This window comes from Streptomyces sp. NPDC052107 (assembly GCF_040680215.1).
Lineage (GTDB): Bacteria > Actinomycetota > Actinomycetes > Streptomycetales > Streptomycetaceae > Streptomyces.
The window spans coordinates 1-13,177 of sequence record NZ_JBFAWG010000134.1 but is presented as its reverse complement, the minus strand read 5'-3'; the positions used below and the strand labels follow the sequence as shown (position 1 = coordinate 13,177).

The following is a 13,177-nucleotide window of genomic DNA, read 5'->3' as shown; positions in this document are numbered from 1 at the left end:
TGGAAGCAAGGCCACCGCCCCGAGCGCACCCGCACCACCCACTTATCCCGCCTCCTCACCCACCCCTCGAAATGAGAGATCAGCAACGGGGTCCTTCAGGAAGGGGAGAAGTCAACACGTGTTCTTCCTTGATCGGGGGTTACACCGATGACCGTGCAGCCCCGTCAGGGCTCATTTGTCAGAACTAAAGGGGATATGTAATATCCCTTTTGTGCGGATAGGTGAGGGAGTCGAGTGGGGCCTGCACTGCTGTCTGGTGCTGGCGTGGCTGGAGGATGAGGCTCCGGTGTCGACGGGCAAGCTGGCGGCGTTGTTCGAGTTGCCGCCGGTCTATTTGAAGAAGCGGCTGCAGGCGCTCGTTCGTGCGGGCGTCTTGGCGTCGACACCCGGGGCTCAGGGTGGGTTCCGGCTGGCTCGGCCGCCGGAGGAGATCACCCTGATGAACGTCGTCGCCGCCGTCGAGGGACCGGACGAGGCATTCCGGTGCACCGAGATCCGCCGGCGCGGGGCGGGCACGGAAGCGGCCGAGGGCGAGTTCGCGCCCCGGTGTGGCGTCGCCACCGCGATGCGCCGGGCCGAGCTGGCCTGGCGTAGGGAACTGGCCGCACAGACGCTCGCCGACCTGATCCACAACGCGCCCGCCGCAGCGCCCGGCCGGGCGCGTCGTTTCTACGAGCGTCTCGGCGGTTGATCAATCGCCCGCCGCCGTCCGGAAGGCTTACGTGGGAGGAGAACCGGGATGTCCAATATCCCGATAGGCCCACCCCCGGTAACGCGGGCTGGGCGCGACGCTGGTACTGATGCCGGGCACGTTTGCGGTCGGCACCGACGCCTTCGTGATGGTGGGATCCCCACCCGACGCCGCGGCCTCACTGCCCGTGTCCGCCGCAACGGCCGGGCAGTCGGTGAGGGATCACCGAGGTCGCCGTTGGGCGAGTCCGTAGGTCCTGGACGGAGGCGAAATCCCCAGAGCTACGTAGAGGTGCTGGACGGTCGCCATGGTGCGGCCCGGTTCCGGTGTCTGAGCGCAGCCCCCGTGGTCGAGCGCCGCCGGGTGGTTGCGTTCAATAGGAAGAAGAGGGGGGATTTGTCCCTCGCCGATCCTTCCTCGCGCACCTCGGCCGTCTCCCTGTCGTTGCCATGGACGTGTGCCACGGCAGTGAAGCCGCGGAGCGTGGTGCGCGGGAACCTGCTGGCTGCCGGTCATCCTGAGGCCCTGGCGGATACGGCGGAGTTGCTGGTCGGCGAGCTCGTGTCGAACGCGCTGCGCCATGCGGAGTCGGCGCTGCGCCTGAACGTGTTGTACGACGAGCGCGGTGTTCGCGGTTCGGTCAGCGACGGTAGCCGCGCCATGGCCGTTCTGCGTCGGGCGCAGGACACCTGGGAGGGCCGAAGCGGTCTGGCGCTGGTGGACTGCCTGTGCGATCGGTGGGGCAGCTACCCGGCCCGGCGGGGAAAGGTCGTGTGGTTCCGACTCACCCTGGAGGGATGCAGTAGAACGCTGTCGATGCGAGGCAGGGCCCAAGCGAGTGCGGCACTCGTCGCTGAGAATTCAAGGCCGGTTGAGCCGCCGGGCGACTTTCGACCCGGCGGTGAACGGGTTGGTGCGCATCGCAGTCATGAAGATCAATTGAGTGGCGAGCGCGGCTCTGCCGATCATGTCCCATCACATTCGACACCGTCCGTCTATGAACGGGCATCTACGAACCGTCTTCACCTAAGGACAAGATCATGGCTGTGCAGGTCAAGGAGCCCATCACGTCCCGCAGCACCAGCGATCGGTCACTCCCGAAGGTAACTGCCCCGAAACGGCTTTCCCGGCGGATGCGGGAAGGGAGCCGGCCATTCTCGCCGGCGCTCCTCACTCCGCTGCTGGTGATCGTGCTGGTCATGGTGGCGGACCTCCTCACCCCCCACCTGCAGTTCTACCGATTGCTCGGGGCGGTGCCGGCGCTGGCCGCCGCCGTGTTCGCAGTGCCCGGCACGCTGGGCATCGGACTGCTGGCCCTGGCGGCCGGCGTCGGCCTCGCCGCCGCCGACCACAGCCTGGGCCAAACACCGGGCAACTTCACCCTGCTGGCACTCACGGCCGTCACCCTGGCCGCCGCCTACGCCAGCCGGGTACGGCAAAACCGGGAGCGCACCCTCGCCGACCGTGAGCGAACCCTCGCCGAGGTCCGCGCCGTAGCGGAGACCGCGCAGCGGGTGCTGCTGCGCCCGGTCCCGCAGCACCTCGGTCACGTTGGCGTCGAGGTGCTCTACCAGGCCGCCGCCGCGCAGGCCAGCATCGGCGGCGACTTCTACGAAGTGCACCGCACCCGGCACGGGGTGCGGCTGATCATCGGTGACGTGCGTGGCAAAGGACTTTCAGCCGTCGAGGCCGCCTCCGACGTTCTCAGCTCCTTCCGGGTCTCCGTGCACGACGCGCCCGACCTGCCGTCCCTGGCAGGGCGGCTGGAGACCACCATGAACCACTACAGTGAGGAGGCCGCGGACGGCGATGACGCGCTGGAACTCTTCGTCACCATCGTGCTCGTCGAGATCCCCGCCAGGGAACCCGTCGCCCGCCTGATCAACTGCGGACACCCCCCACCCCTGTTGCTCCACGGCGGCGAGGTTCGCGAGGTGGAACCCAGCGCGCCCTCGCCACCCATCAACATGGCAGCCCTGCTCGGCGACCACTACCAGGCCGACACAATCCCGTTCGCCACGGGCGACCGCCTACTGCTCTACACCGACGGCGTCAGCGAGACCCGCGACCGGGCCGGCAACTTCTATCCCCTCACCCAGCGCGTCCGCCAATGGGCCCTCGCCCCGCCCCGCGGACTCCTCGACCACCTCCGCCAGGACATACTCGACTACATGCCGGGCACCCGCGACGACGACCTCGCCGCCCTTGTCGCCTACCGCGCCACACCCTGCGCCCGGGAACCGGCCCAACTCGATCGCGCGGTCCCCGTACCGCGCGGCCGCTGTCCTTCAGGGGCGACGGAGCCTTCTGACTGACAGGCCCGGCGAGCCAGCTGCTGCCAGGACCAGCCATGGCGCGTCCAACAATCGATCAGCCGTTGAACACGGATCCGTTGTGGGGTCGTGTTACGAAAGCTCCGCCTGTTGTCCGGCGTGAACACCGGGGTTCGAGCCCCTGATCAGGACGTTTCGCTGCGGGACGGTGGTGGACGCGGGGCATCATCGAGGTCCACGCGATGGCCATGGATCTATTTGATGACGCGCGGGTCTCTGGAGCTGGCGGCCCTGCGGTTACTGGGCAATGCGGTAGACGGTCTGTTCGCTGATGCCGAGGAGCTTCGCCACCTCCGCGACCTTCCGGCCGGACTCAACCAGATCGAGAACTCAGCGGCGGAACTCGGGCGGATAGCTGCGGGGCGTGACGGCCTCTGGAGGCTGCTGGAACGGTCAATTGTCCAGCAAGCCGACCCCATCAGACCCAGGGCAGACCAGTGCCGCCTGAGGCAAAGCCCGTCTTGAGCACTCGGCTCGTCGTCCTGGGCTAGGGGGCGGCTGAGCTGCCCGGCTCGACTCGTTTGAGTGGCTCTTGTTCACCCTGCCGCAAACTCGACAGGGCCGACGGGCGTTACGGTCTGCCGTTGGGCGCGAGACGCGCCCGGCTGGGGTGCAATCGGACGCGTGGCGGTGCTTGAAAGTGAGTTCCCTGATCGGGTCGCCGTGGGCTTTCGCCATCGTGGCGCTCTCCGTGCTACTCGATGTCTTCCTGCCCGTGCTGCCCAGCGGTGTGCTGCTGATCTCTGCCGCGACGGCCCAGACGACTGGCCACAACGCCCAGCATGGCGTGCGCGATGTCGTCGAGCTGCTGTTCTGCGCGGCCGTCGCCTCCTGCCTCGGTGATCTGGCCGCCTACCGCCTCGCCTGGCACAGCGGGCCATGGTTTCAACGCCGGATGAGACGCACGCGCAGGTGGGCGGTGGGCCAGGAGCGGATCGAGGAAGCGCTGGCCGGGGGCGGAGGGTCACTGGTACTGATCGCTCGGTTCGCACCCGCCGGCCGGTCGGTGATGGCCATCGGTGCGGGCGCGGCGCGGCGGCGAGCCGCCGAGTTCCTGCCGTGGTCGGCGCTGGCCGGGATGGTGTGGGCCGCCTCCGGGGTGTCGCTGGGGTATCTGGGCGGCCAGTGGCTGGGCGCGACCTGGCTGGCCACCGGCGTGTCAGTGGCCGCGTTTTTCGGTGCGGGCCTGCTCACCACCGTTGCCTTCCGGCGTGAGCAGGCCGCCGTCCTCGCCCCGGAGGGCCCAACTGAGACCGGAGCTGGAGCCAGGGTTGTAGCGGAGATCCCAGACCGGGATGGTGCTCAGGCCGGGCGGATTCCCCAGGGCTCGTAGGCGAAGACCACTGCCTGCACCCGGTCCCGCAGGCCCATCCCCGGATGACGTATGTCTTGGTCGTCACCTCTGCCGGACGGCAATGGCGGGGACACGCCCTGGCCGGTGTGTTTCGGCGGTGGCGTCTGTCGGCAAGGCGTCTGCACCCGGGAGATCGTACAGAAAGCGGTGGCTCTCAAGTTCTTGAGCATCCCGACTTTTTGACACAAGAAGTCCGGCAAGAACGCCGAGCGCGAGGAACTGTCGAAGGCGCTCGACTACCTCCGCGAAGGGGACACTTTCGTCGTCCGTTCCCGGACCGGCTTGGCCGCGACATCCAGGACCTCATCGCCATCGTCTCCGGCCTGCGCAAGCGCGGTGTCGGCTGCATGAGGTACGGACACCACCGCGCCGGGCGGCAGACTCGGGTTCCATGTCTTCGCCGCGCTCACCCGTGTGCATCCGCGAGCTTATCGTCCAAAGCACGAACGAGGGCCTGGACGCCGCGCGCCCGCAGGGCCCGTTTTGGCCGCCCGCCGGCCATGACCGAAGAACAGGTGCATCACGCCCGGGACCTTCTTAACTGTCCGGGGACACCGTCACCTCGATCGCGAAGCACATCGGCGTCAGCAGGAACACGTGCCTGAACTGAAAGGCGGTCGGGTCACGCTCGACGAGGCGGCTTCCGCAGCCGAATTGCCCCGACCTGCGAAGTCGGCGGAGTAGCTCGGCCGTTTGCGGCTGGCGACGCGGCCCTCACCGGCACCCCGGACCCCCGGACACTTCGGCGTCGGGCCGGCGACCATGGCCACGCTGTCACCCGCGCGGGGCGTCACGGAACACCACCCAGCGCATCATGCTGTACATGTACGCCCCCTCGCACAGCCCGGACAGGAAACGGGCGAGCTGGTACTCCACCCCCGCGGCGGCGAGGCCGCTGCCGACGCCGAGGACGAAGGCCGCGTAGTTGATCCCGATGACCACCACGTATCTTGTGCCCTGCTGCCCGAGGTCCCCATGGGAGCGGAAGTTGAACGCGCGGTTCAGCACGAAGCTCAGCGCGAACGCGGTCAGATACGACACCGTGACCGCCGCCGGGTACGTCCACTTCAGTACGCCGTGACAGAGCGCCAGCAAACCGAGGTCCACCGAGAAGGTGAACCCATTGATGATCGCGAACCCGAGGAAGCTGGGCGCGACGATCCGCGATAGTCCGAAGGGCATCCTTCGGACGATGGCAGCCATCAGCGCGTGGTAGCGCTGCCCTCGCCGGGTCGCGGCGGCGATGTGTGAGGGTGTGGTGTCAGTGTTCTGCAGGACCACGCGGGCAGGCTAGCAGCCACAGCTGTACAGCTCGGGCCGCTGCAAAAGGCGCCGAGTAGTCGAAGGGAGTTTCACCGCTCGGCTACAGCGTGATGGTAGGCGGCACCGGCAGGTGGGCTTCGTCCAGGCCGAAGCCGGCAACCATCAGACCGCCCGGGCGCGGGGCCGCGGCCAGGCGCTTGACCACCGCGGCCACGGTGTCGGCAGCCCCTGTCCGACGCCTACCTGGCGACCACACCGGGCGGCATCAACGCCGTCCTCGCCGCCGCCGTCGCCACCCACAGCGACGTCTCCCTCATGTCCAGCGTGCAGAGTCTGCGCCTGTTCGTGCTGATCGCCCTGCTGCTGATCCGCGTGGTCGAACGCCCATGCCTCGGCTGAGAGCGGCCTCTGAACGGGGCTTCATCGAAGCTTCATACGTCCACTCGTACGTGCCTTATGAGGCGCCTGTTGCCTGACGGGCATGCACGCATTCCTCGCACCGCGGCCGGCAGCAACCGGTCACCTGGTTTCGCAGCGGCTGGCCACCGCGGCCCAGACCGCCCTGGCCTGCTCGGTCGCTCTCGGAGCGGTGCTGCACGTGGGCTGGTCCGAGCAGGTGGACCCGGTGGGGCAGACCCTCAGCGACTATGCGCTCCACGAAGGGGCCGAGCGGCTGTTCGCGGCGTGCGTGGGCGCCGCGGCGACCGGGTCGGTGGCGCTGCTGGGCGGGCTGCTGCGCAGTCGTCTGCCGGTCGGCAGGGTTGCGCCGGCGGCGCTGGGTGTAGGGGGTGTGGGGCTGGTGCTCAGCGCCGTGTTCCGCACCGACCCGGCTGGCAGCAGCCCGTCCGTCAGCGGCCTCGTGCACCGGCATGCGGCGGGCGCCGCCCTGGCCGCCCTGCCCACGGCGGGGTTGCTCCTGTCCCGCAGGCTCCCGAGAACTCGGCGGATACTGCTCCTGTCCCGGGCGAGTTCGGCCGCCGCGCTGCTCTTCCTCGGCACACACCTGTGCGCGAGCCGTCCGGACACTCCCACGGCCGCGAAGGTCGCCGGGTTGCTGGGGCTGGCCGAGCGCGTGACGCTGGGGCTTGAGGTCGCGCTGCTGTTCGCGATGGCGGACGCGCTGCCCGGCGGGCAGCACCGGTGACGGCCGCTCTCGCCATCCTCCTGGCCGTCGTGGGCGCATGTTGCTACGCGACCGGCACCCGGCTCCAGCACGAGGCCATCCACCGGCGACCGACCGCAACAACGCCGCCGCTGTGGACCCTGGCCCGGCACCCCCGTTGGCTGGGCGGTTTGGCTCTGCTCGGCACCGGCGCCTCGCTACACCTCACGGCGCTGAGCCGGGCTCCGGTCACGGTGATCCAGCCGCTGGGTGTGACCGCCGTCGTGGTGAGCGTGGTGTGGGGGCTGCGGGCGCGCCGCGCCCGGTTGTCGTTCGGCACGGGGCTCGCCCTTGCCGCGGTGCTCCTCGGCACGGGAGCGTTCACGGTGATCGCCGCCCGAGTCACCGTCGCCACCCCGGTCACCGCATCGGCTCAGCTGCGGGCCGGACTGACGGTCCTGGTGGTGATCGTCGGCTGCTGCCTGGTCGCCCGATGCCTGCCCGGCCGGTCACGGTGTGCGGCGCTGGGCCTGGGTGCGGGGAGCGCGTACGGCCTCATATCGGTGCTCGGGCGTGCCGCGAGTGAGGAGTTCACCTCCTACGGAGTGACCGGCGCCCTGTGCGGCACGCTCGCCGGACTGGCGACGGCCGGGCTGACCGGCTTCTGGCTCACCCAGCGCGCCCAAGCGGCCGGGCCGCCGGAGGTGACCGTCGCCTGCCTGACCGCGGTCGACCCGTTCGTCGCTGTCGCGATCGGCGTCGGCCTCCTCGGCGAGGCACCCGGACTCGCCCTCGGCACCGCCCTGACGGCGCTGGGTTGCTGGTCCGTCTCCCTCGCGGGCGTGCTGCACATCACCCGGACCACCCCCTTTCCCCACCTCGCCCCGGACCGATCCCCGCAGCTCCGGTCCCCCTCCCCGCAGGAGTACGCCATGAGCGACACCCGTCCCCGACCCCAGCGCATCCTCATCTGCGCGGACACCTACCCGCCGGATGTCAACGGGGCCGCGAACTTCGCCCACCGGCTCGCCCAGGGACTCGCCGGCCGGGGCCACGAGGTGCACGTGGTCTGCCCGGCGACTTCAGCGGGGACCGACACCACCCTGGTGAACGGCGTCACCGTGCACCGGCTGCCCTCGCACCGCACGCCCTTCCACCCCACCTTCCGCATCAGCCTGCCCTGGCAGGTCGCCCGCCCGGTGGCCCGGCTGCTCGCGGAGATCTCTCCCGACGTGGTGCACATCCAGTCCCACTTCGCCGTCTGCCGTACCCTGGCCGCCGCCGCGCACCGCCGCGGCACACCGGTGGTGGCCACCAACCACTTCATGCCGGAGAACCTGATCGGCTACGCCCCGCTGCCAGCCCGCCTCGGCATGGTGGCCTGCCGGCTCGCCTGGCGCGACCTGGTCCGCGTCTTCAGCCGTGCCCACGCTGTCACCGCGCCCACCCCCAGGGCCGTACAGCTGCTGCACGACAACGGCCTGATCATCCCCGCCCGCGCGGTGTCCTGCGGGCTCGACCTGAACCGTTTCTCCCAGCCGACCGTCGAGCGCGCCGACGGGGAGGCACGGGTGCTGTTCGTGGGCCGTCTCGATGAGGAGAAGAACGTCGACCAGCTGCTGCGCGCGCTGGCACTGCTGCCCAAACGGCTGAACGTCCGCGGTGAGATCGTCGGCGACGGCTCTTGCCGCCGCGCCCTGGAGGAACTGTCGGACGCACTCGGCATCCGGGACCGGGTCACCTTCCACGGCCTGGTCAGCGACCAGGAGGTCCTTGACGCCTATGCCCGCTGTGACGTGTTCTGCATGCCCGGTACCGCCGAACTGCAGAGCCTGGTCACCATGGAGGCCATGGCCGCCGGCAAGCCCGTCGTCGCGGCCGACGCCATGGCGCTGCCCCACCTGGTCCACCCCGGCCGCAACGGCTACCTCTTCCCGCCCGGCGACACCCGCACACTGGCCGGCTCCCTGATCACCCTGCTCGACGCCCCCGAGCTGCGGCGACGAATGGGCCAGGCCAGCCGGGACATCGTCGCCGGGCACGACATCGGTCGTACGCTGGCCACGTTCGAGGAGTTGTACTTGCGGGCGGCGTTCGAGGACCTTTACCGCCAGGCCACCCGCCCCTCGGGCCAGGTGGCCCCCCTTGACCCCCGGCCGACGATGGAAAGCGAGCACGATGAGTACGCAGCGCGTTCTGGTCGTCGATGACGAGCCCAAGATCCGCATGACCGTGCGCGGCTACCTCGAAGCCGACGGTTTCGAGGTCGTCGAGGCCGGCGACGGACCCTCCGGCCTGCAGGCGGTCACCCGTCATCGGCCCGACCTGGTGGTGCTCGACGTCATGCTGCCCGGCCTGGACGGCTTCCAAGTGCTGCGCCGTATCCGGGAGGCCAGCCGCATCCCGGTGATCATGCTGACCGCGCGGGACGAGGAGGTCGACCGGCTGATCGGCTTCACCACCGGCAGCGACGACTACGTCACCAAGCCGTTCAGCCCTCGCGAACTGGCCCTGCGGGTACGGGCGGTGCTGCGCCGCACCGACGGCGGATCCGAGGAAACAGAGGATGCGGCCCTGCGCTTCGACGGGCTTACCATCGACCCCGACACACGGACCGTCCTGGTCCGGGACGCCAACAACAAGCGTACGGTGGAGCTGTCCGCCCTCGACTTCGACCTGCTGCTCGCCCTGGCCAGGGCGCCCGGCCGGGTGTTCACCCGGCGCGGACTGCTGGCCCAGGTGTGGGGCGAGGACTTCTTCGGCGACGAACGCGTGGTGGACGTCCACATCCGCACCCTGCGCCGCGCGCTGGGCGACGACGCAGGCGCACCCCGGTTCGTGGGCACGGTCCGCACGGTCGGCTACCGGTTCATGGGACGGCCGACGTGAGCAGTCACAGGCCGTACGACCGCACGGGCAGCCGCACATCCCGCGGAAGCACCCTGCTTGAGCGGCTCCGCGCCCGCCTGACCCTGCGCAACCGCCTCGTCCTGTCCCATGTCATGGTCCTGCTCGTGGCGCTCGGCGCCATGTCGGCCACCGGCGAGCTCTTCCACCGCCCCGGACGCGACCACGTCGACCGCGACGTCACCTTCCAGGCGGGCCTGTGGGTCGGGGCACTCGCCGCCGTCCTGGCCGCCGTCGCGCTGTCCCGGTTCCTGCTGCGCCCGCTCGACACCGTGCGGGCGGCCACCCACCGGCTCGCCGAGGGCCACTACAACGACGTCCTTGCCCTGCCCGGCGAACCCGGGCTCGCCGCCCTGGTCCGGGACGTGAACTCGCTGGCGGCCACCCTTGCCGACACCGAGCGCCGACGGGCCCGCCTGGTCTCCGAGATCGCCCACGAGATGCGCACCCCGATCACCATCCTGCGCGGCCAGATCGAGGGCATGGCGGACGGCATCTTCGCACCCGACGACGCCATGTTCGCCTCCCTCGCCGACGACCTGGACCGGCTGCGGCGGCTCGCCGGCGACCTCGCCAGCCTCTCCCGGCTGGAGGAAGGCGCCTTCACCCTGCACCGCAAGCCCGCCGACGTGGCCGAACTGGCCCGCGCCACCGCCGAGCGGCTGCGCCCGCAGTACGACGACCAAAAGGTGACGCTCACGGTCTCCGCCGAGACAGCCGCCTTCGCCGACTGCGACCCGGACCGGATCACCCAGGTCCTGGTGAACCTGCTCGGCAACGCGCTCACGGCCTGCGACAAGGACGGACACGTATCGATCTCCGTGGGGCTCGAGCGAGACCCCGCGCCCCGTGTCGTCGTCCAGATCACCGACGACGGCATCGGCATCGCCACGCACGACCTGAACCGCATCTTCGCCCGCTTCGAACGCATCGAGCACCCCCTTCGCCCCGCCCCGGCCGGAGGCAGCGGCATCGGACTGACCATCGCCCGCGGCATCGCCCGCGCCCACGGCGGCGACATCACCGCGGCCTCCCCCGGGCCCGGCGAAGGAGCCACGTTCACCCTGTGCCTGCCGACTGGACAAGCCGGCGCATCAGCCCAGGTGAGAGGCCAGTAAGAAGAGGCAGTCGCCGACGGCCTCCACGCCCTGCCTGTACGGTGCCATAACTAACGCATCAGCTCTGACCAGGCGTTTTGCAACACAGGTCGATGGATGCAGATCTTTTGAGGGTGCTGTTGTTCAGGCCGTGGGTATGAGGTTGTCCTGGTAGCGGTGTTGGTGGTTGCGGTTGAGGTCTTGCTTCTCGTGCCAGGTCTAGGTACGGGAGCCAGCGGCATTGTTCGCCGTGGCGGTGAGGGCGTCGAGGAGAGCTTCGGTGGCCGCCGTGGGGCGACGGCGGGCGCTGACGGCCACAGACAGTTGCCATGTCAGACCCGGTGCGTCGAGAGGGATCACGAGCAGGCCCTCATCGCCGGTCGCTACCGAGGCGGGCAGCAGAGTCGTGCCAAACCCGGCGGCGACGAGCTTGGTCATCAGCCCGTAGTCGGCGACTTCGGTCGCTGACTGCGCCGGGCCGAGCACCCGGTCCACGGTGTCCCGCATTCCCCAGCCCGGTGGGAAGCGCAGGATCGGCTCGGCCGACAGGTCGGGCAGCGTGATCGTGGCACGTCCGGCCAGCGGATGGTCCGCGCGGCAGGCGAACACCAGCGGTTCCTCGATCAGCGGCCTGAACATGATCCCGTCGGGCTGCCGCTCGCCGCTGGCCGTCAGCGCGATATCCAGCGAACCGTCCAGGATCGCCCGCAGGTTGCCCGTGGAGCCGGCCGATGACTGGCGGAGCTGGACAACGACCTCCGGATGGCGGGTCCGTAGGTCGGTAAGCACCGTGGCGAGGTCGAGCGGTCCTGTGCTGAACGTACTGCCGAGCACGACCGTCCCCCGTACCCGGCCCGAGGCGGCGTGGACTTCGTCCCGCGCGCTCCGTACGGCGTTCAGCACGCGCTGGGCGGCGGTACGGAGGGCGTCCCCGTGCTCGGTCAGGGCGATGGGCGTGACCGAGCGGTCGAACAGCGGTACGCCCAAGTCCCGCTCCAGCCGGGCGATCGCGCTGGACATCGCGGACTGCACGATGTGCGCCTTGCGGGCCGCTGCGGTGAAGCTCCCCGTCTCGCAGCAGGCGAGGAAGTACTCGAGTTCGCGGATCTCCATGGCCGGAGTCTAGGGCGCGGCATCGATGAAATTGATGAGGTCCAGCACTTGTGATCGTTGGACATGATGAGGAGGCGTGGCGGACGCTTGAAACGCCATCCGACGGGGCGTAGGCGGAGCAGGTGGCCCGCCCGTGCGGTGGGGCCCCTGGACCTGGCCGCCCCGCCGGGTTCTAGGGGGTCCGCCGCCTCGCCCCGGTCCGTCGAAAAGAAAGCCGCCATGGCCGTCGTCTCCCCCCTCAACAGCCGCCCGACGGTGGCCGCGATGCTGGTACTGACCGCGGTGACCGGACTCATCGACACCTTCAGCTATCTCCAACTCGGACACGTCTTCGTCGCCTATATGACCGGCAACGTCATCTTTCTCGGCGCCGGCCTGCGACCGGGCGCCCATTCGGCGGTGGCCGCCTCGGCCACCGCCCTCGGCGGGTTCGTCCTGGGATCGCTCACCGGCGGTCGTATCGCCGCCCACCTGTCCCGCCGGCCGCGCCGCTGGCTGGTCGCGGCCCTGGCCGCCGAAGCGGTCATACTCGCCCTCGTCGCTCTGCTCACCGGCAGTGGGCAGGCCACACCCGGCGGGCGCGGCGCGTATGTATCCATCGCATTGCTCGCTCTGGCGGCCGGGCTCCAGAACAGCACGGTCCGCCACTTCGGTGTACGCGACCTCAACACGTCTGTGCTGACATTGACCCTCACCGGGCTGACCGCCGACAGTGCCCTCGGCGGGGGGTCCGGGGCGAAGGCCCACCGCCGGCTCGGCTCGGTCGCTGCGATGCTCGGCGGCGCCGCGGTCGGAGCAACCCTGCTCCAGGAGTCGGCCACGTCAGTAGTCGCCCTCGCCGCGGTCCTGGTCGCGCTGGTCTCCGGCGCCTTCGCGACTGGGCGGTCGGCGGCCTCGGGGGTCCGGTCCTTGTCGCTCGTGCCCGTGGGCGATCAGTGAGCGTGGGAAAGTACAGCCGGAACGCGGATGGGTGCAGATCTAATGAACGTTCTCGCGATCAAGCTGCCGGTATGAGTGTGTCGCGGTAGCGGGCCTGGTGGTTGCGGGTGAACTCCTGTGTCTCGTGCCAGGCCCAGTAGGTGGCGAAGTCGCCGTTGCCGCGCAGGGCTCGGAGTTTCAGGACGGCTTCGGCGCCGGAAAGGCCCCAGCGGGCTCCGGTGATGTCGAGCCGGTCTTTGACCAGGTGGCGGCACGCCCCTTCGATGATGCCGGTGGCGATCGGGAAGCGTCTCTGATTGGCTTAGCGAGCCTGAGCGTTGCTCAGCCTTGGGAGCCAATCGCCTTCGTGCCCTGGTACTGAACGACAGGAGCCGCCAG

General features: G+C 69.8%; 13 protein-coding genes and 2 pseudogenes. 10 read left to right on the top strand and 5 right to left on the bottom strand.

Going from position 1 to position 13,177, the window contains the following annotated elements; genetic code table 11:
* The first annotated feature begins 211 nt into the window (after positions 1 to 211).
* Genes AB0M27_RS43885 through AB0M27_RS43875 form a run of 3 tightly spaced genes read left to right on the top strand, consistent with a single transcriptional unit; the run spans position 212 to position 3,006 of the window.
* Positions 212 to 691, top strand: a complete 480-nt coding sequence (locus AB0M27_RS43885) for an Rrf2 family transcriptional regulator (protein ID WP_365731210.1) — start codon at positions 212 to 214, stop codon at positions 689 to 691.
* 48 nt (positions 692 to 739) lie between these two features.
* Entirely contained in the window at positions 740 to 1,798 is a 1,059-nt protein-coding gene (locus tag AB0M27_RS43880) for an ATP-binding protein (RefSeq protein WP_365731208.1), read from the top strand.
* A complete protein-coding gene (locus AB0M27_RS43875; protein ID WP_365731206.1) occupies positions 1,732 to 3,006 on the top strand; it encodes a PP2C family protein-serine/threonine phosphatase in 1,275 nt (424 codons plus the stop codon). Before AB0M27_RS43880 ends, AB0M27_RS43875 begins: the two co-directional genes overlap by 67 nt.
* A gap of 255 nt (positions 3,007 to 3,261) precedes the next feature.
* On the opposite strand, the gene AB0M27_RS43870 is transcribed toward AB0M27_RS43875, so the two are convergent.
* On the bottom strand, positions 3,262 to 3,345 hold the full coding sequence (locus tag AB0M27_RS43870; RefSeq protein WP_365731214.1) for a helix-turn-helix domain-containing protein: 84 nt from the start codon (positions 3,343 to 3,345) through the stop codon (positions 3,262 to 3,264).
* Between the two features lie 319 nt (positions 3,346 to 3,664).
* Here AB0M27_RS43870 and AB0M27_RS43865 point away from each other — a divergent pair, with 319 nt between their 5' ends.
* Positions 3,665 to 4,357 (top strand): VTT domain-containing protein, encoded by a 693-nt coding sequence (locus AB0M27_RS43865; protein ID WP_365731204.1) that lies wholly within the window; start codon positions 3,665 to 3,667, stop codon positions 4,355 to 4,357.
* 795 nt (positions 4,358 to 5,152) lie between these two features.
* On the opposite strand, the gene AB0M27_RS43860 is transcribed toward AB0M27_RS43865, so the two are convergent.
* Together AB0M27_RS43860 and AB0M27_RS43855 are read right to left on the bottom strand one after the other, a co-directional pair.
* Entirely contained in the window at positions 5,153 to 5,659 is a 507-nt protein-coding gene (locus tag AB0M27_RS43860; RefSeq protein WP_365731200.1) for a GtrA family protein, read from the bottom strand.
* 85 nt (positions 5,660 to 5,744) lie between these two features.
* Positions 5,745 to 5,858: pseudogene (locus AB0M27_RS43855) on the bottom strand (SAM-dependent methyltransferase); the annotation flags it as partial.
* Positions 5,859 to 5,869: 11 nt separating this feature from the next.
* Between AB0M27_RS43855 and AB0M27_RS43850 the strand changes: the two are divergent.
* From AB0M27_RS43850 to AB0M27_RS43830, 5 genes are all read left to right on the top strand, one after another.
* Positions 5,870 to 6,040, top strand: coding sequence for an AbrB family transcriptional regulator (locus AB0M27_RS43850; protein WP_365731212.1), 171 nt, complete (start codon positions 5,870 to 5,872; stop codon positions 6,038 to 6,040).
* An 82-nt stretch (positions 6,041 to 6,122) separates the two neighbouring features.
* Complete coding sequence (locus AB0M27_RS43845) at positions 6,123 to 6,785, top strand: DUF998 domain-containing protein (RefSeq protein ID WP_365731198.1); 663 nt, start codon at positions 6,123 to 6,125, stop codon at positions 6,783 to 6,785.
* On the top strand, positions 6,782 to 8,953 hold the full coding sequence (locus AB0M27_RS43840) for a glycosyltransferase (RefSeq protein WP_365731196.1): 2,172 nt from the start codon (positions 6,782 to 6,784) through the stop codon (positions 8,951 to 8,953). Before AB0M27_RS43845 ends, AB0M27_RS43840 begins: the two co-directional genes overlap by 4 nt.
* Positions 8,922 to 9,632 (top strand): response regulator transcription factor, encoded by a 711-nt coding sequence (locus AB0M27_RS43835; RefSeq protein WP_365731194.1) that lies wholly within the window; start codon positions 8,922 to 8,924, stop codon positions 9,630 to 9,632. The genes AB0M27_RS43840 and AB0M27_RS43835 overlap by 32 nt, the downstream gene beginning before the upstream one ends.
* Positions 9,629 to 10,768 carry a HAMP domain-containing sensor histidine kinase gene (locus tag AB0M27_RS43830; RefSeq protein WP_365731192.1) on the top strand — a complete coding sequence of 380 codons (1,140 nt, stop codon included), beginning with the start codon at positions 9,629 to 9,631 and terminating at the stop codon, positions 10,766 to 10,768. The genes AB0M27_RS43835 and AB0M27_RS43830 overlap by 4 nt, the downstream gene beginning before the upstream one ends.
* A gap of 198 nt (positions 10,769 to 10,966) precedes the next feature.
* On the opposite strand, the gene AB0M27_RS43825 is transcribed toward AB0M27_RS43830, so the two are convergent.
* Positions 10,967 to 11,860: a LysR family transcriptional regulator gene (locus AB0M27_RS43825; RefSeq protein WP_365731190.1), complete on the bottom strand. Its 894-nt coding sequence runs from the start codon at positions 11,858 to 11,860 to the stop codon at positions 10,967 to 10,969.
* Between the two features lie 219 nt (positions 11,861 to 12,079).
* Between AB0M27_RS43825 and AB0M27_RS43820 the strand changes: the two genes are divergently transcribed.
* On the top strand, positions 12,080 to 12,799 hold the full coding sequence (locus AB0M27_RS43820) for a YoaK family protein (protein ID WP_365731188.1): 720 nt from the start codon (positions 12,080 to 12,082) through the stop codon (positions 12,797 to 12,799).
* A gap of 58 nt (positions 12,800 to 12,857) precedes the next feature.
* On the opposite strand, the pseudogene AB0M27_RS43815 reads toward AB0M27_RS43820, so the two are convergent.
* Positions 12,858 to 13,085, bottom strand: a pseudogene (locus AB0M27_RS43815) (ISKra4 family transposase); the annotation flags it as partial.
* Positions 13,086 to 13,177: the final 92 nt, after the last annotated feature.